This is a genomic window from Pseudomonas sp. JQ36, from assembly GCF_053851495.1.
Genome location: NZ_CM132642.1, coordinates 2,036,236 through 2,054,877, shown reverse-complemented (window position 1 = coordinate 2,054,877; position 18,642 = coordinate 2,036,236). Strand labels below are relative to the sequence as shown.

Below are 18,642 nucleotides of genomic sequence, written 5' to 3'. Positions count from 1 at the left end.
AAGGCGTATTCGATCAGCGGCGACGGAACAGCGGCAGCGGTTCGTCAGTGGCGGCCTGGTAGGTCACTGAGAAGTCTTTCAGGCTTTCCAGCGCATCGTACGGGTCCTTGTCGGCGCGCAGGGCGAACGCATCGAAACCGCAACGGTGCATGTAGAACAGCTGGTCGCGTAGCACATCGCCAATCGCCCGCAGTTCACCTTTGAAACCGTAACGGTCACGCAGCAGGCGGGCGTTGGAATAGTTGCGGCCGTCGGTGAAGGCCGGAAAATTCAGCGCGATCACCTGGAACTGCGCGACGTCGTCACCGATTTCCTCGGCTTCTTCATCGGCGTCCAGCCACACACCCAGACCGCCGTCGCGGGCCTTGAGCGCGTGAGCATGATCACGCCACAGGGCCAGCGGCACGATCAGGTCGTCGCAGTTGGAGATGCCGTCGAGGGTCGCGTCCTTGGGCAGCAGGTGCCAGGTTTCGTCGACGACTTCGTTGTTCTTAATGATTCGCTGCATAGACGCGTTCCTTGAAGAGGTCGATGCCAATACGCTGGTAGGTGTCGATGAAGCGCTCGTCTTCGGTACGTTGTTCAACGTACACGTCGATCAGCTTCGAGATCACGTCCGGCATGTCGTCCTGGGCGAAGGACGGGCCGAGGATCTTGCCCAGGCTCGCGTCACGGCTGGCGCTGCCACCGAGGGACACCTGGTAGAACTCTTCACCTTTCTTGTCCACCCCGAGGATGCCGATGTGGCCGACGTGGTGGTGACCACAGGCGTTCATGCAACCAGAGATGTTCAGGTCCAGCTCACCGATGTCGAACAGATAGTCCAGGTCGTCGAAACGGCGCTGGATCGATTCGGCGATCGGGATCGACTTGGCGTTGGCCAGCGAGCAGAAATCACCGCCCGGACAGCAGATGATGTCGGTGAGCAGGCCGATGTTCGGCGTGGCAAAACCGCTTTCACGCAGCTCGCCCCACAGGGTGAACAACTGACTCTGCTCGACGTCCGCCAGAATGATGTTCTGCTCGTGGGAGGTGCGCAGTTGACCGAAGCTGTAGCGCTCGGCCAGATCGGCGACGGCATCGAGCTGCTTGTCGGTGATGTCGCCCGGAGCAACGCCGGTCGGTTTCAGCGACAGGGTCACGGCGACATAGCCCGGCTTCTTGTGCGCCAGGGTGTTGCGTGAGCGCCAGCGGGCGAAACCCGGATGCTCTTTGTCGAGTTCGGCCAGGGCGGCGGTCTGATTCTCCAGCGCCTTGTAGTCCGGATCGACGAAGTGTTTGGCGACACGATGCAGCTCGGCTTCGGTCAGCGTGGTCTGGCCACCGCGCAGGTGCTCCATCTCGGCATCGACTTTCTGCGCGAACACCTCAGGGGTCAGCGCCTTGACGAGGATCTTGATCCGCGCCTTGTATTTGTTGTCGCGACGGCCATAGCGGTTGTACACCCGCAGGATGGCGTCGAGGTAGCTCAACAGATCCTGCCACGGCAGAAACTCGTTGATGAACGCGCCGACCACCGGGGTACGGCCCAGGCCACCGCCGACCAGGACACGGAAGCCCAGCTCGCCGGCGGCGTTGTGTACCGGCTCCAGGCCGATGTCGTGGACTTCGATGGCCGCACGGTCAGCGGTCGAACCGTTGACGGCGATCTTGAATTTGCGCGGCAGGTAGGCGAATTCCGGGTGGAATGTCGTCCACTGACGGACGATTTCGCACCATGGGCGTGGATCGATCAGTTCATCGGCGGCGACACCGGCGAACTGGTCGGTAGTGACGTTGCGCAGGCAGTTGCCGCTGGTCTGGATCGCGTGCATCTGCACGGTGGCCAGTTCCGCGAGGATGTCCGGGATGTCTTCCACCGCCGGCCAGTTGAACTGCACGTTCTGCCGGGTACTGATGTGGGCGTAGCCCTTGTCGTAGTCGCGGGCAATCTTGGCCATCATGCGCACCTGACGGGAAGTCAGCTGGCCGTAAGGCACCGCCACGCGCAACATCGGCGCAAAACGCTGGATGTAGAGGCCATTTTGCAGGCGCAGGGGGCGGAATTCTTCTTCGCTCAGCTCGCCTGCCAGATAGCGTCGGGTCTGATCACGGAACTGCTTGACGCGGTCCTCGATGATCCGCTGATCGTACTCGTCGTATACGTACATATAAGTCCTGTTCTCAGGCTTTGGGCTACTCGGAAAACGCTGCGTTTTCGCTTGCTGGAGTCCGATGGTGCCTCGGCAATTACGCGCGCACGGCCGCGCACTCCCTAACGGAGCCGGGGCAATATACCCGTTTGCAGTTATGCGCAAAAGTGATGTTTGAGTATATGTAAAGAACCAAATCGCCTAACGAGAATAGTTGTTGATTAATCCACATTTGTCGCGGGGACAATCATCGTCTTAACTGTGATCGAGTCTTTCTGCAATCACCGATAAAACCGACAAGAGGCGATGCAATGAGCAATCCGACCAAGGCAAGAAAAAGCGATAGCAGTGTCGATGCTTGGGCCATTCTGTTCCTGATCATTCTGGTCGTAGGGACAGCGGTATTCTGGGTCAGTCATCAGTAAACGACCGATTCGGGCCCGCTTCCGACAATTGTCGGACAAAAGCGGGATCAGGCGTCAATAGCCGTAGGTTCGAAGGCTATAATGCGCGGCCATTTTTCCCTGGGCCCGGATTTTTCATGTTGAAGTTTGTCCATCTCAGCCTGCTGCTGTTCGGCGCGGCTGTCAGCGTCGCAGCGAAAGCGGAGTCGGTGCTGTTCCTCAATCCTGGGTCAACTCAGGAAGCCTTCTGGGTCAGCTATTCGCAATTCATGCAGGCGGCGGCCCGCGACCTGGGCGTCGATTTGCAGATTCTCTATTCCCAGCGCCAGCCCGAACTCACCGTGGCCCAGGCCAGAATGGCTCTGCTGGGGCCGAACCGTCCCGACTATCTGATGTTCGTCAACGAGCAGTACGTGGCGCCGCAGATCCTGCGGCTGGCGCAAGGCAGCGGCGTCAAGCTGTTCATGGTCAACGCGGTGCTGACCCCCGATCAGCAGGCGCTGGTCGGCGAGCGTACCGATCGCATCGGCAGCCTGGTGCCGAATGACGAAGAGGGCGGCTACCTGATGATGAAGGAGCTGATTCGCCTGCATCCGCCGGTCGCACGCGATCAGCCGATCGAGGTGCTGGCGTTTTCCGGCCTCAAAGTCACGCCGTCGGCGCAATTGCGCGAACGTGGCATGCAGCGCGCTCTGGCCGAGCATCCACAGGTGCGACTGCGGCAGCTGGTGTACAGCGGCTGGACCCGGCAGCGCGCCTATGAACAGGCGCGGCAACTGGTCAACCGCTATCCAGAGGTGTCGCTGGTGTGGTCGGCCAATGATGAAATGGCCTTCGGCGCCATGCGCGCGTTTGCCGAAGCCGGCAAAACCCCCGGCAAGGACGTGCTGTTCAGCGCCGTCAACACCTCGCCCGAGGCGTTGCAGGCGCTGGTCGATGGACGCTTGAGCGCGCTGGTGGGCGGGCACTTCACGCTGGGTGGCTGGGCGCTGGTGGAGTTGCATGATTACGATCAGGGCGTCGATCTCGACCGGTATGGCGGACGTGACCGGCAATTGTCGCTGCTGCAACTGATCGACAAGCATCAGGCACAGCAGATGCTGGCCATGGGCGCCGCGCCGGATTACGGCGTGAGTTTTCGCAAACTCTCTGCCAAGGGGCGCCCCGCGTCCTATCGCTACCCGTTCGGCCTGCAGATCCTGATGCACTGAGCGCCGTCAGACCCCGGCGAAATGCAGCACCAGTTTGACGATGGCAAACAGCGTCAAGGCGAACACGGCGGTGAAGCCGATCCCCAGGACCACGAAATGGCTGGGCTTGCCATGGGTGAAGTCCCTTGCCCGGTTCTTCCCGCTTTGCACACCGAATGCTGCAGCCATCACGCTGTGCAGCATTTGCCAGAAGCTCGGTGGCTTGTTGTCGACTGGATCGTCCATAAATCCCCCGTCCGAAAGGCTGTCCCGACAGCATAGTCAATCCAGCGGGTTGTGCCGTGGTCGCACGCGGGTTCCTGACTTGTCCGGTAACACGTCCGCGCCCATACGATAACTATGTACCGCAGATCAGCGCGGCGCACATGGTGTCCTGTCTTTCCATTTTTCAGGAGAGACAGGATGTCCACTCATCCCCCGACATTGCCCCGCGCGCCGGTCAGCGCCAGCCTTCATGGCAAACTGCTGGAGCAGATGATCCCCGATTGGCTGATTGCCGCCTCGCCCGCACGGCAAGCCGCGATGAAAGCGGCCAGCACCCGTCCAGCGCACGGCTATCACCATTTCTTGAATGATCAGCAACAAGCCTTGAAAGAGCGAGTCACGGCGGCCTTTGTCGCCCAGAGCCGACTCGACAGAACCATGGCCGGCCTTGAAAGCGTCGATGCATTTGCCCAGGCGCTGCTCGGCAAGGCACTCAAGGATCAGTTCAACGTCACGGTCGATCTCGACAAGACCTTGCTGTGCCTCAGAAGGCCCCTCGAACTCGGGGTGCTGGAAGTTGAAGTTTCCACGTTCGAAGTGTTGAAACTGCCCTTGCTGCAAGCGGCATTGCACAACTTCGAGGCGTCGGAATGTGAAGCGGGTGCCTATCACGCCAGATCCGGTTTCGTGGTCGAGACGGCGACCCCGGGCGAGTTTCAGGCAGCAGAAATCGGCATCACGGTCAGGCAGTTTCTGACGCTGTGTCGTTCGCTGGACGTCGGTGCCCGTTATCAGGCACGGATCAAAACGTTTTTCGAGAAAACCGACACCTTGCGCCGGCACTTCATTGCCAGCCAGAAAACCGCATTGCGTGCCGCCGCCGAATGGGCGCTGCTGAAACAGGACATCGAACCCGCCGACTACCGGATGATTCTGTCGGTGGTGGACGGCCAGATCCACCCGCAGCTCGGCGGCAAGGCCGTGTGGTTTCGTGATTTGAGCCTGATGAAGCGGCGGATGACCGGTTGCGTGGTGTTCAGCATCAGCGAGCGCTACCGCTACACCAACGAGTTCATCGTCTACATTCCCCATGACCCGCAACACCCGCTCAAGCGTTACACCATGGCGCAGATGCGTGAGGTGTTCAAAGGCAAGTTCACCGCGACTGACCCTGCGGCTTCCGGGCCAGGCCCGACCGCTTACCAGCAGTTTTTCAGTCAGTTCGTGGCTTATGCCGACCGTCCTTACTATTTCAGTCAGTTCACCCAAAAGGCTGCGGACTCTCCGAGTGACCCGCTGCATTCGATCTGGGTCAAGGTTGCACAACTGATACCGCCACTGTCGACCATCGCGCGAATCAAGGAGCTGCCACCCGAAGCCCCCGGCAAGCGCGAGCCGCAGCCTGACCCGTATCTCGACCCGTTGCCGACCACGCGCAAAGGCGTGGCCGGGATCTGGGCCGACAACACCGATCTGTGGCAGTACCTCTACGAACAGCACCGCGCCAAATTCATCGCCGACGCGCGGGCCCATGCCGTCCCCACTGCGGATGTCGATGCCCGGGTACGCGCAGAAAAACTCAGTCATCTGCTCGAACTCGGGATGATGGCCTTGAACATGGTGTCGATGTTCGTCCCGGTACTGGGCGAAATCATGATGACCGTGATGGCCGGGCAACTGCTCTATGAGTCATTCGAAGGCGCCATCGAATGGTCGGAAGGTGATCGCCAGGCTGCCAAGGCGCATCTGGTCGATGTGGCGCAGAACCTGGCGCTGATTGGCGTGATGGGCGCGGTCGGCAAGGGCGCAGGCCGACTCCAGGCGGCCTCCGCCGAGCAGGCGATCGAGCACTTGCACCCGGTCGAGCGGCCTGACGGTTCGGTCCGCCTGTGGAAGCCTGACCTCGATGCTTACGTCAGCGATAGTGTCCTGCCAGCGACTGTCGTACCCGATGCGCAAGGCGTGTATCGATTCGATGGCAAGACCTTCATTCGCCAGCAGGGCAAGGTCTACCAGACGCACTACGACGAGGCCTTGAAAAGCTGGCGCATCCTCCACCCGCGTGATCCTGCGGCGTATCAACCGATCCTGGAGCACAATCGACTGGGGGCCTGGCGCCACAATCTCGAGCGACCGCAGAGCTGGGATCGGCTGACCCTGCTGCGGCGCATCGGGCATTCGACTGAGGCGTTTTCGGATGCGCAACTGCTCGAAATCGCCAATGTCAGTGGTGTCAGTGATGATGCTCTGCGTCAGATGCACCTCGATCATCAGCCAGCGCCACTGGCCCTGGCCGACACGCTGCGCCTGTACGAGGCGGATCAGCAGGTCGGGCGGCTGATCGATCAGGTCGAACGAGGAGCCAGCCTGGATGATTCGTATCTGCTGATGCTGCCAATGCTCACGCAAATGCCACGCTGGCCGAGCGGGTTGATTCTGGAAGTCTTCGACGGAGCGCAGCTGTCCGGCCCCAGCCGGCTGTTCGGCGCAGAATCAGGCTTGATCGAGGGCCAGACGCATACACCGATCCAGGTGACCCGCGCCGAAGTGCTCGACGGCCAACTGCCTGAGCGTATTCTGGCCGCGCTGGATGAGCCGCAAACACGTTGGCTGCTGGGCGCCGAACCGGCGCGTGTGGTCGAATCCCGGCCGCTGGAACTGCGCAAACAGATCGCCGACTACCTGCGCACCCGGCAACCGGCGATGTTCGACAGGCTCTATGACGAGCCCGCGTTGAACGATCGGCGAATCGCCAGGCTACAAGCCGCGACACCGGGGTTGGGCAGCTCGGCGGCAATCCGCGTGCTGCTGGAGGCGAACGCCGAGGAGCTGGCGCGCCTGCAAAGCGGTAAGCGGGTGCCGTTGCGGCTGTTGGAGATCTCCCGTGAATTTGCCCGGCAACGCCGCTTCAACCACGCGGTCGCCGGCCTGCACATGGAGAATTCGGGTGGCAGCGAAAGCCAATGGCTGGCCTTGCGCGCCCTGGAGCGACTGCCGGGCTGGTCGGACGAAGTGCGTCTTGAGGTGCGCGAAGGTAGCCTCGACGGGCCGTTGATTGACAGTGTCGGCAGCGAAAGTGCCGGCCAAACCAAGTATCTGGTCAAGCGCGGGCCGGTCTATCAGGCGTACAACGAGCGCGGCGAAGAGCTGAACAGCATTCCGCGTCACGGCGACAACTTTTTTGCCTCAATCCTCCATGCCTTGCCCGACCAGTCGCGACAGGCCCTGGGTTTTACCCAGGTTGCGCGTAGCGCCGGACTGCGTCGGGCACTGATCCGGTATGTGGCCCGACACCGTGCCGAACTGGCTCGACTGGCGAGCAGACGCCATGGCCACAAGCAACGCTTCAAGGCGCCGGTGCGGGTACGCCAGCACGGGCTCGGTTATTACGCCAGCGGTCGCGGCGAAGGCGTCAATCCGTTGCTGGTGACGCGCGTGCAGGACGTGTATCCGGCGCTTACCGATCAGCAAGCGGGCGGGTTCATCCTCAAACAACTGGCAACCGGCCGGACTGACGCGCAGATCTACGAGCTGTTGCAAAGGCGCCTGCGTGAATGGCAGGAACTCGAATCGTCGCTGGCGCAATGGGAAGGTGTGCCGGCCCCTGAGTCGACGCTGGAGTCGATGATCGGCGGCCGATCCAGCGTGGTGCGCAGCCTCAAGCAGAGCTGGCGCAATTCGCCGCTGGCCGATAGTCACGTGAGTGCGGCACGCCTCGATCTGATCTGCGATGACCCGTTGCCGGTGCTGACGGCGGACTTCTCGCATGTGCGCGATCTGCGAGTCAGGGGGCGGTGCATCACCGATGCCAACGTCGATGAACTGTTGGGCAGTTTCCCCAGGCTCAAGGCGCTGCGCATCAATGCCACCGCTGAAACATTTACCAACGTGCCGGTGGCGTTGCAGAACATGCCGGAATTCACTGACCTGACGCTCTACAGTGCAATGCCCTTTGCCGCTGACATGCCGGCACGCCTGGCTCAACTGACCCGTCTTGAAGCATTGAGCGTCAGCACCTCGAGCTATCAGCCGCTGTCCTTCGACGTCAGCGGCATGCGTAATCTGCGCACACTGGAAATCGTCGCCTACTCATTGTTCGACTGGCCTGCGGGGGTGCTGGAGTTACCGGCCCTGGAACGTCTGAACCTCAGAGACACGGGGATCAGCACCGTGCCGGCAGCACTGCTGCAGGGCCATGAAAAACTCTGGTCGGGACTGTCGCTGGACTGGTCAAGATTCTCCCGGGAAAACTTCACCGGCGTGTACGAATACGTCAAGACCCATCCGGAACACCTGATCGATCGAGAGACGATGGTCAGGGATTATTGCCGCGGCGAGTTGCGGCGCCTGGGCGAGGGCGTGAATCAATCGCCCGAGGGGGTGTTCAATCGTTTCTTCGAGCAATGGCCGAATGAGCAGCAGCGTTTCACCGCCATCAATGCCTTGAGCGATCAATATGCCGCGCTGGATAGCCAACTCAATCAGTGGCAGCAGCGCGTGGTGGTGTCGGCGGAATCGCTGCGCGAACTTGTCGCGCGATCAAACCTGGCCCATGTCCTGAAAACCAGTTGGCGCAAGGGCATGTTCAAGCGCTATGGCGCGACCATCAGCGCTTCGACTCTGGACTTGTCGGGGCTGATGCTCAGCGACCTGCCGGCGTTACCCGCTGACGCATTTGCACATGTACGCACGCTGCTGCTCAACGGCCAGCGCGTTGCGGCCGCGCAGATGCGCGGTTTCCTCAGTGCGTTCAGCGAAGTGCGAACCCTTGATCTGAGTGACAATGCCTTGCACGAATGGCCGATCGAGTCGCAGAGCCTTTCGCGCCTGGTGCACCTGGATCTGGCCGACAACCTGCTGAGCGACGCTTCAGGCCTGGAGAGCGGATTGAGTGAATTGCCTGCGCTCGAACAGCTGAATCTGCGGAACAATCCGCTGAACGAACTGAACGTCGACAGCCTGCAACGTTTAAAGGCCCTCGACCTGCAGGCAACGCACCTGCAACAGTGGCCGACAGGGGCCGAAGGTCTGCCGCAACTGTGGTGGCTGGATCTGCGCGATACCCGTATCAGCACGTTGCCGCCTGCCGTACTCGAGAGCACTGCACTGCTCAATATCAACCTGACCGGTGCGCCGCTGACCGCAGCGGCGTCAGCTGAATTGCGTCTGGGGCAACTGCGGCTCGAGCACACCCTCGGCCTGCCTGCCGGCGCGCTGGATGCGTTTGCCCGGCAGCCGGTGCCGGCGACTTTTCCGCCGGCGGAGAACGGTTTGTCAGTGGCCCGCCAGTTGCTGCCGCTGACGCAGGCACCTGTCAGTACCGGGCTGACACGGATGCGCCAGAACCTGCAGCGAGTGCAGCCGGCCCTTACCGATGAACAAGCCATGCAGGTGATCGAGGCGCTGCGTACCGAGGGTGCGACTGATGTGCAGATCGGCGAGCGGATCGCGGGCTGGAGCCAGACCTTTGAAACCCTCGTTCGCCGACTCAATGGCTGGCTGTATACCCGGGAAACCCGTGGCGTTGACTGGGTCATCTCCTCGCAATCGCGCAGCCTGGCGGCGTGGCGCATTCTGACGTGCTGGCGCGCAAGGTTATCGACTGTCGGGGGCGATGCGGTGCTGGATCTCAACGGCCTGCAATTGGGTGATCTGCCGCCGCTGCCCGAGGACTTCGGGCATGTCAGCAGCTTGAACCTGACAGGCACACGAGTGACGGCCGAAGGCAGCAACGGCTTTCTCAAATCCTTCACTCACCTGCGCGATCTGACCCTCAGTGGCAATGAACTCACCGCGCTGCCTGATGGCGTCCGGCAAATGCCGCAGCTCGAGCGACTCGAGCTGGCCAGCAACAACTTCACTGACACCGAGCCGCTGTATGCCGCGCTGTCCGGTCTGCAGCATTTGCAAACACTGGACCTGAGCTACAACCATCTTGATGCGTTCGACGTCAGCTATTTCGAGCATTTGCAAAGTCTGGATCTGCGTAATAACAACCTGGCCGAATGGCCGGCCGGGACGCTGGATGCGCAGCACCTGCGGACACTCAACCTCAGTCGCAACGACATCACCGCCATCCCCGAACAGGCGCTGGACGGTCAGCACGATGAGCTGATGGACGGCACCGACCTGACTGACAACTACAACCTGTCGGAGGAGTCGCTTGAAAGGCTCAGAACCTATCAGGCTGCGGGTAATCGCCTGCGAGTGCTTGGTTTCTCCAGTTCCGATCTGGAGGAAATGGCTGACGACGTTGCCGGCGGGCTCAGTGAAACCACCGACAGCATCGAGTCCGACGAAACCCTCCCGAGCGAACAGGCCCATGCGCAACAGAAAGCGCCGTGGCTGGTGAATCTGCCGGCGGAGCAGGCGTCCGTACGCGACAAACTCTGGGATCAACTGGCGGCGGAACCGGATAGCGCGGCATTCTTCCATTTGCTTGATCGATTGCAGGACACCCAGGAGTTTCGCGTAGCCAACGCCGATCTGACGCGACGGGTGTGGATGGTCATGGAAGCGGCGGCGGCCAACAGTGAGCTGCGCGAGGTGATTTTCGCCGGTTCGGCCACACACGGGACTTGCGTGGACGGGCGCATCCTTACGTTCAGTGGTCTGGAGAGCAAGGTCTTCACTTACAACGCCTTGCTCGACTTGCCGGCGGGCCGCCCAGGCATCCGCGGTGAGGCCTTGTTGTCGCTGTCGCGACAGCTGTTTCGGCTGGACAAGGTCGATGAACTGGCAAAAGCGGCGGCTGCGCGCAGTGGTTTCGACGAAGCCGAAGTTCGCCTCGGTTACCGGATCGGTCTGACCGGGGGGTGGGACGATGGACTGGAGTTGCCCGGGCAGCCGAAAAACATGAAATTTGCCTCCGGTGTCACCCCGCAGCAGTTGGTCAATGCGCGGGCCGAGGTGGTCAGCGCGGAACGCTCCGAGAGATTTCTGGAGGACCTGATTCAGCGCGATTTCTGGCTGGATTATCTCAAGGAGCAGCAGCCTGAAGCGTTCAGGCAAATGGATGAAACGCAGTTGCTGGAGGAGGGCGAGGACGAAGGTCTGAGTGCTGACGATCCGCTATATCTGAGCAGGCTGTTCGATCAGGCGGCGGCGCGAAATGCCAGGCTCATCGAATTGTCGCGACAGGAGATCGAACGGATCGGTTTGTCTGCCGGTAACGCACAATTGCCCGGAACCTCCGGGCAATTGTCAGGCGCGTAAACCCGGTGAATGGTCAGTCCCCGGCAGGTCCGGGGGCTGACCGTTGCGGTCATTCGTCGTAACCGAGGTTCGGCGCCAGCCAGCGCTCGGTCACACTCAGCTCCTGACCTTTGCGCGAGGTGTAGCTCTGCACCTGATCCTTGTCGACCTTGCCCACGGCAAAGTATTGCGCCTGCGGATGGGCGAAGTACCAGCCGCTGACCGCTGCCGCCGGGAACATCGCGTAATGCTCGGTGAGGAACACGCCGCTGCGGCCCGCACGCATTTCGCTGGCTTCAGGATCGAGCAGGGTGAACAGCGTGGCCTTCTCGGTGTGATCCGGGCAGGCCGGATAACCCGGTGCCGGACGGATACCGGAGTATTGCTCTTTGATCAGCGCGTCGTTATCCAACGCCTCATCCTTGGCATAACCCCAGTGCTCCTTACGCACTTGCTGGTGCAGCCATTCGGCGCAGGCCTCGGCCAGACGGTCGGCCAGTGCCTTGACCATGATCGAGTTGTAATCGTCGCCAGCGTCCTGATAGGCCTTGGCGACTTCTTCGGCGCCGATGCCGGCGGTGGTGATGAAACCACCGACGTAGTCGGTCACTTCGCTGTCTTTCGGCGCGACGAAGTCGGCCAGCGAGAAATTCGGTTTGCCGTCGGTCTTGATGATCTGCTGGCGCAGGTGATGCAGGCGCGCCATTGGCTTGCCGTCATCGTCGTACAGTTCGATGTCGTCGTCATGCACCTGATTGGCCGGCCAGAAACCGAACACCGCACGGGCGCTGATCAGCTGCTCGTCGATCAGCTTGGTGAGCATTTCACGCGCATCCTTGTACAGCGCGGTGGCGGCTTCACCGACCACTTCGTCTTCGAGGATGCGCGGGAATTTGCCGGCCAGGTCCCAGGAGATGAAGAACGGCGTCCAGTCGATGTACTCGGCCAGAACGTTGAGGTCGATGTTGTCCAGCACGCGGGTGCCGGTGAAGGTCGGTTTGACCGGCGTGTAGCTGGCCCAGTCGAACTGCGGCTTCTTGGCGATCGCCGCCGCGTAGCTCAGGCGCTCGGTTCGGGCGCTGCGGTTGGCGGTGCGCTCACGTACATCGACGTATTCCAGACGGGTCTTCTCGACGAAACCGGCCTTGAGTTCCTTGGACAGCAACTGCGTCGCCACGCCCACCGCGCGCGAGGCGTCGGTGACGTAGACCACTGCATCGTTGCTGTACTTCGGCTCGATTTTCACGGCGGTGTGCGCCTTGGACGTGGTCGCGCCACCGATCATCAGCGGCAGATGGAAATCCTGACGCTGCATTTCGCGGGCAACGTGGACCATCTCGTCCAGCGACGGGGTGATCAGGCCAGACAGGCCGATGATGTCGCACTTTTCTTCCTTGGCGACCTGGAGGATTTTCTCCGCCGGAACCATCACGCCGAGGTCGACGATGTCATAGCCGTTGCAACCCAGCACCACGCCGACGATGTTCTTGCCGATGTCGTGCACGTCGCCTTTTACCGTGGCCATCAGGATCTTGCCCTTGGCTTCCGGCTTGTCGCCTTTTTCCAGTTCGATGAACGGGATCAAATGCGCCACGGCCTGCTTCATTACGCGGGCGGATTTCACCACCTGCGGCAGGAACATTTTGCCGGCGCCGAACAGGTCGCCGACGATGTTCATGCCGGACATCAGCGGGCCTTCGATGACTTCGATCGGCCGGGCGAACGACTGGCGCGACTCTTCGGTGTCTTCGACGATGTGGGTGGTGATGCCCTTGACCAGCGCATGCTCCAGACGCTTGTTGACGTCCCAGCTGCGCCACTCTTCGGTCTCGGCTTCCTTGACGCTGCCGTCGCCCTTGTATTTGTCGGCGATGGCGAGGAGGGCGTCGGTGCCTTCCGGCGTGCGGTTGAGGATCACGTCTTCGACGGCGTCGCGCAGCTCCTGCGGGATCTGGTCGTAGATTTCCAGCTGACCGGCGTTGACGATGCCCATGGTCAGGCCGGCGCGGATCGCGTACAGCAGGAACACCGAGTGAATCGCCTCGCGCACCGGGTTGTTGCCACGGAACGAGAACGACACGTTGGACACGCCGCCGGAGCTCAGCGCATACGGCAGCTCGTCGCGGATGTAGGCACAGGCGTTGATGAAGTCCACAGCGTAGTTGTTGTGTTCTTCGATACCGGTGGCCACGGCGAAGATGTTCGGGTCGAAGATGATGTCTTCCGGCGGGAAGCCGACTTCGTTGACCAGAATGTCATAGGAGCGTTTGCAGATTTCTTTCTTGCGCGCCTCGGTGTCGGCCTGGCCGGCTTCGTCGAACGCCATCACCACCACCGCCGCACCGTAGCGTTTGCACAGTCTGGCGTGATGGATGAACTGCTCGACGCCTTCTTTCATGCTGATCGAGTTGACGATGCCCTTGCCCTGAATGCATTTCAGACCGGCTTCGATCACTTCCCATTTCGACGAGTCGATCATGATCGGCACGCGGGAGATGTCCGGTTCACCGGCGATCAGATTGAGGAAGGTCACCATGGCCTTCTTCGAATCGAGCATGCCTTCGTCCATGTTGATGTCGATCACCTGCGCGCCGGCCTCGACCTGCTGCAGGGCGACTTCCAGGGCTTCAGTGTAGTTGTCTTCACGGATCAGACGGGCGAACTTGGCGGAACCGGTGATGTTGGTGCGCTCGCCAACGTTGACGAACAGCGAGCTGCGATCAATGGTGAACGGCTCCAGGCCCGACAGGCGGCAGGCCTTGGGAATGTCCGGAATCTGCCGTGGCGCGTAACCGGCGACGGCTTTGGCGATGGCTTCGATGTGGCCCGGGGTGGTGCCGCAGCAACCGCCGACGATATTGAGGAAACCGCTCTGGGCGAATTCTTCGATGACCTTGGCGGTGTCCACCGGCAACTCGTCGTACTCGCCGAACTCGTTCGGCAAACCGGCGTTTGGGTGCGCGGAAACGTGAGTGCTGGCCTTGTTCGACAGCTCTTCCAGGTATGGACGCAGCTCACTGGCGCCGAGCGCGCAGTTGAGGCCGACCGAGATTGGCTTGGCGTGGGCCACCGAGTTCCAGAATGCTTCGGTGGTCTGGCCCGAGAGGGTGCGGCCGGACGCATCGGTGATGGTCCCGGAAATCATGATCGGCAGTTCGATGTGCAGCTCTTCGAACACCCCTTGCACGGCGAAGATCGCGGCTTTGGCGTTGAGCGTGTCGAAGATGGTTTCGATCAGGATCAGATCGACGCCGCCTTCGATCAGGCCTTTGGTGGCCTCGGTGTAGTTCTCCACCAGCTCATCGAAAGTGACGTTGCGGTAGCCGGGGTTGTTCACGTCAGGCGACAGCGAGCAGGTGCGGCTGGTCGGGCCGAGCACGCCGGCGACGAAACGCGGCTTGTCCGGGTTCTCGGCGGTCTTGGCGTCGGCCACCTTGCGCGCCAGTCGCGCGCCTTCTACGTTTAATTCGTACGCCAGCTCTTCCATGCCGTAATCGGCCATGGAAATGCGTGTGGCGTTGAAGGTGTTGGTTTCCAGAATGTCGGCGCCGGCATCCAGATAAGCCTTTTCGATGCCACCGATCACGTCGGGACGAGTGATCACCAACAGGTCGTTATTGCCCTTGACGTCACTTGGCCAGTCAGCGAAGCGTTTGCCGCGATAATCCTGCTCTTCGAGCTTGTAGCTCTGGATCATCGTGCCCATGCCGCCGTCGAGAATCAGGATGCGCTCTTTGAGGGCTTGCTTGAGAGCTTGAAGGCGGACGCTGCGATCGGACATTGGGACTACTCGAAAAGACCATGACGAAGGGGCGGGATCATAACAAACCTGTGCGCTTTTGGAGCACGTGCTGCTTTTGCATGAATATCGTTCATGTTGGTACGAGCGTCATACTGTAGAATCGCGGGCGTTTTTTTCACGATCGGGATCATGGGCATGTCGTACCGCGTCATCAGCATTTTCTTGCTGTTTTTAAGCTGGGGCGCCATTGCGCAGGAACCCGCGATCTCACCTTCTATTTCATATACGCGTGATATCCAGCCAATCTTCACCGAGAAGTGTGTGGCCTGCCACGCCTGCTACGACTCGGCGTGCCAGCTCAATCTGGGCAGCGGCGAAGGCGCAGGGCGGGGCGCGAGCAAGATGCCGGTCTACGACGGCGAACGCACTCAGGCGGCGCCGACCACGCGGCTGTTCTACGACGCCTTCGGCAAACGTGCCTGGCAGCAGAAAGGCTTTTATTCGGTACTCGATGCCCAGGGCAGCCAGGCGGCGCTGATGGCGCGGATGCTGGAACTGGGCCACAAAACCCCGCTGACCCCGAATGCCAAGCTGCCGCAAGACATCGTCCTCGGCCTGCAACGGGAAAACATGTGCGCGATGCCCGCCGAGTTTGACGGCTATGCCGGCGCTCACCCGAAAGAAGGCATGCCGCTGGCGGTGACCGGGCTGACCGATCAGCAATACCAGACCCTGCAACGCTGGCTGGCGTCCGGTGCACCGATCGACGAGCAGGGGCTGGCGCCGAGCGCCAAAGAAGCGCTGCAAATCGTCCAGTGGGAAAACCTGCTCAATGCGCCGGGCGCGCGGCAGAGTCTGGTCGGGCGCTGGCTGTTCGAACACTGGTACCTTGCGCACCTCTATTTCAAGGACGGCGAACCGGGGCACTACTTCCAATGGGTGCGTTCGCGCACGCCGACAGGGCAGCCGATCGACCTGATCGCCACCCGTCGCCCGAATGACGATCCGGGCACTCAGGTGTATTACCGCTTGTGGCCGGTGCAAGGGGTGATCGTGCACAAGACCCACATCACCTATCCGCTGAGCGCGGCGAAGATGGCACGGGTCAAGAGCCTGTTCTACAGCGGCAACTGGCAGGTCAATGCATTGCCGGGTTACGGCCCGCAGAGCCGGGCCAACCCGTTCGCCACCTTCGAGGCGATTCCGGCGCAGGCGCGTTATCAGTTCATGCTCGACAACGCCGAATACTTCGTCCGCACCTTTATTCGCGGGCCGGTGTGCCGTGGGCAGATTGCGACGGATGTGATCCGCGATAACTTCTGGGCGCTGTTCCAGGCTCCGGAACACGATCTGTACATCACCGATCCCAACTATCGCGGCCAGGCCACGCCGTTGCTGGCAATGCCCGGGCAGAACGACGACGTCGGCAGTGTGCTGAGTCTGTGGCACAACTACCGCAACAAGCGCAACGAATACGAAGCCCTGCGCCGCGACAGCTACGCCGAACTGCCGGCCCCGAGCTGGTCAACTCTGTGGGCCGGTAACGATAACGCGCTGCTGAGCATTTTCCGTCACTTTGACAGTGCGTCGGTGACCAAAGGCCTGATTGGCGAGGTGCCACAGACCATGTGGCTGTTCGACTATCCGCTGCTGGAGCGCACCTATTACCAGTTGGCGGTGAATTTCGATGTGTTCGGCAACGTCTCCCATCAGGCGCAGACCCGCCTGTATTTCGATCTGATCCGCAACGGTGCCGAGCAGAACTTCCTGCGCCTGATGCCGGCCGATTCCCGCGAGGGCTACCTCAACGATTGGTACCAGAGCAGCGGCCAGTTCAAGATGTGGCTCGATTACGAAGCCATCGACGACGACAAACCGACCGCACTGAAACTCGATGAGAAAGATCCGAAATTCGACTTCGCCATGCAGTTGTTGGGGCGTTATGGCGACCTTAATGCGCGGCCGGATCCGATCAACCGCTGTGACGGCGCCTATTGCTCGCGGCCGAATATCGACCCGGCCCTGCAAAATGCCGAGCAGGCGTTGAGCCGTCTGACTTCGCGCCCGGCCGCCGGTTTGAAGGTCATCGACCAATTGCCGGAAGCGAGCATGCTGCGCATCGAAACCCGCAGCGGCAAACGCGAGGTATACAGCCTGCTGCGCAATCGCGCGCACAGCAACGTGGCGTTCCTGTTGGGCGAGTCGCTGCGCTATCAGCCAGGGCTGGACACCTTGACCATTTACCCGGGCGTGCTCAGCAGCTATCCGAACTTCATCTTCAACATTCCGGCCGAGCAAGTATCGGAATTTGTCGATGCCATGGAGAATGCCAAGGATGCCGATCGTTTCGAGAAAATCGTCGAACGCTGGGGGATCCGTCGCAGTCATCCGCAATTCTGGTTCTATTTCCACGACCTGAGCCAATACCTCCACGAAACCGATCCGGTGGAAGAGGGCGTGCTGGACATGAACCGCTACGAGAATCTTTGATCGTTTAATACAGGCCGACTGTCCTAATTCTTAGCAACACCGCACATTCCCTGTAGGAGTGAGCTTGCTCGCGATGGCGTCAGTCCATTCAGAATGGTTGTCGCCTGACATGCCGTCATCGCGAGCAGGCTCACTCCTACAAGGGGTCGGTGGTGGTTTTGAGAGTTGTGGACAGGAGCCGATCATGTTGATTTCAGTGCAGGCCCTGCGGGCGCTTGCCGCGTGGACGGTGGTCTGCCACCACTTCATGCAGATTTTCTTCGACTTCAAGGCCCGCGGCCCGGTCGGGCAGTTCTTCATCGACAAAGGCGCGGTCGGCGTCGATATTTTCTTTGTCATCAGCGGTCTGGTGATTTTCCTGTCCACCGAGGACAAGATTCTGCGGCCGGGGCAATTCCTGCTGTATCGGCTGTCGCGGATTGTCCCCGCGTACTGGCTGTACACGCTGTTGATGGCGTTGTTGGTGGTCTTCGCCCAGCCGCTGTTGCCGGATCAGACGGTGGACTGGGCGCATTTCCTCGCGTCGCTGTTATTCATCCCTGCACAAAACCCCGGCGGCTATGGGATCTATCCGACGCTCAATGTCGGCTGGACGCTCAATTACGAAATGCTCTTCTATGTGTTGTTTGCGTGTGCGCTGGTGTTCCGCTGGCAGGTGCGCTTGCTGGTGGTCGCCGCATTACTGTTTTCAGCATGTCAGGCGTTCGGCTGGCTCAACGAGTTTTACCGTTCCGATATCGTCTACGAGTTTTTGCTGGGGATCGGCATCGGCGTGCTTTATCGCCGGGGCTGGATTGGCGCCGGCCTGTGGCTGCCGCTGTTGGCGATGGGCGCCGCGTTGTTGGCGATCTATCACCTGGCGCCAGCGCCAAGGCTGTTGAACTGGGGTGTGCCGAGCGCGGTACTGGTGATGGCCTGCATGGCGCTGGAGCGTTACGTCGAGCGTAACCGGGTGATGAAATGGCTGGGTGACTGTTCCTATTCGGTGTATCTGATGCACGTGCTGATACTGTCGGTTGGCGGTTTTATCGCGCGGCACTACGGGATAAACCCGTATCTGATGTTCATCGTCTGCGCGCTGGCCATTGGCGTGGGGTCATGGTTGAGCTACGAATGGGTGGAAAAACGCAGCTATCAGTGGCTTAAAGCGCGGATCGATGGCGAACCGTTGCACGCATCTGTCGAGAATCTTTCCCGACAAAAATACTAGGACTTTGTCCGGCGCAATGATTGGCGTAAACTGCGCCCAAGCCTGCGAGGAGTTT

8 protein-coding genes are annotated in these 18,642 nt (G+C 60.8%); 4 read left to right on the top strand and 4 right to left on the bottom strand.

Annotated elements, in window-relative coordinates:
- Positions 1–13: 13 nt before the first annotated feature.
- A complete protein-coding gene (locus ACS4NR_RS09095) occupies positions 14–508 on the bottom strand; it encodes a DUF934 domain-containing protein (protein ID WP_095136219.1) in 495 nt (164 codons plus the stop codon).
- On the bottom strand, positions 492–2,150 hold the full coding sequence (locus ACS4NR_RS09090) for a nitrite/sulfite reductase (RefSeq protein WP_166495906.1): 1,659 nt from the start codon (positions 2,148–2,150) through the stop codon (positions 492–494). The genes ACS4NR_RS09095 and ACS4NR_RS09090 overlap by 17 nt, the downstream gene beginning before the upstream one ends.
- Before the next feature lie 523 nt (positions 2,151–2,673).
- On the opposite strand from ACS4NR_RS09090, the gene ACS4NR_RS09085 reads away from it, so the two are divergent.
- Positions 2,674–3,747: an ABC transporter substrate-binding protein gene (locus ACS4NR_RS09085; protein WP_456019775.1), complete on the top strand. Its 1,074-nt coding sequence runs from the start codon at positions 2,674–2,676 to the stop codon at positions 3,745–3,747.
- Between the two features lie 6 nt (positions 3,748–3,753).
- Here the strand turns inward: ACS4NR_RS09085 and ACS4NR_RS09080 are convergent, their stop codons facing one another.
- Positions 3,754–3,972, bottom strand: a complete 219-nt coding sequence (locus ACS4NR_RS09080) for a DUF2970 domain-containing protein (protein WP_095136213.1) — start codon at positions 3,970–3,972, stop codon at positions 3,754–3,756.
- Positions 3,973–4,149: 177 nt separating this feature from the next.
- On the opposite strand from ACS4NR_RS09080, the gene ACS4NR_RS09075 reads away from it, so the two are divergent.
- Positions 4,150–11,166: an NEL-type E3 ubiquitin ligase domain-containing protein gene (locus ACS4NR_RS09075; RefSeq protein WP_456019774.1), complete on the top strand. Its 7,017-nt coding sequence runs from the start codon at positions 4,150–4,152 to the stop codon at positions 11,164–11,166.
- Between the two features lie 49 nt (positions 11,167–11,215).
- Here the strand turns inward: ACS4NR_RS09075 and metH are convergent, their stop codons facing one another.
- A complete protein-coding gene (gene metH, locus ACS4NR_RS09070) occupies positions 11,216–14,926 on the bottom strand; it encodes a methionine synthase (RefSeq protein ID WP_456019772.1) in 3,711 nt (1,236 codons plus the stop codon).
- Positions 14,927–15,082: 156 nt separating this feature from the next.
- Here metH and ACS4NR_RS09065 point away from each other — a divergent pair, with 156 nt between their 5' ends.
- Positions 15,083–17,377: a fatty acid cis/trans isomerase gene (locus ACS4NR_RS09065; RefSeq protein ID WP_166495902.1), complete on the top strand. Its 2,295-nt coding sequence runs from the start codon at positions 15,083–15,085 to the stop codon at positions 17,375–17,377.
- Between the two features lie 184 nt (positions 17,378–17,561).
- On the top strand, positions 17,562–18,587 hold the full coding sequence (locus ACS4NR_RS09060) for an acyltransferase family protein (RefSeq protein ID WP_456019771.1): 1,026 nt from the start codon (positions 17,562–17,564) through the stop codon (positions 18,585–18,587).
- Positions 18,588–18,642: the final 55 nt, after the last annotated feature.

Excerpts from the sequence above, each read along its gene's own strand:
- ACS4NR_RS09095 (WP_095136219.1), bottom strand. The coding sequence starts at position 508 with ATGCAGCGAATCATTAAGAACAACGAAGTCGTCGACGAAACCTGGCAC.
- ACS4NR_RS09090 (WP_166495906.1), bottom strand. The coding sequence starts at position 2,150 with ATGTACGTATACGACGAGTACGATCAGCGGATCATCGAGGACCGCGTC.
- ACS4NR_RS09085 (WP_456019775.1), top strand. The coding sequence starts at position 2,674 with ATGTTGAAGTTTGTCCATCTCAGCCTGCTGCTGTTCGGCGCGGCTGTC.
- ACS4NR_RS09080 (WP_095136213.1), bottom strand. The coding sequence starts at position 3,972 with ATGGACGATCCAGTCGACAACAAGCCACCGAGCTTCTGGCAAATGCTG.
- ACS4NR_RS09075 (WP_456019774.1), top strand. The coding sequence starts at position 4,150 with ATGTCCACTCATCCCCCGACATTGCCCCGCGCGCCGGTCAGCGCCAGC.
- metH (WP_456019772.1), bottom strand. The coding sequence starts at position 14,926 with ATGTCCGATCGCAGCGTCCGCCTTCAAGCTCTCAAGCAAGCCCTCAAA.
- ACS4NR_RS09065 (WP_166495902.1), top strand. The coding sequence starts at position 15,083 with ATGTCGTACCGCGTCATCAGCATTTTCTTGCTGTTTTTAAGCTGGGGC.
- ACS4NR_RS09060 (WP_456019771.1), top strand. The coding sequence starts at position 17,562 with ATGTTGATTTCAGTGCAGGCCCTGCGGGCGCTTGCCGCGTGGACGGTG.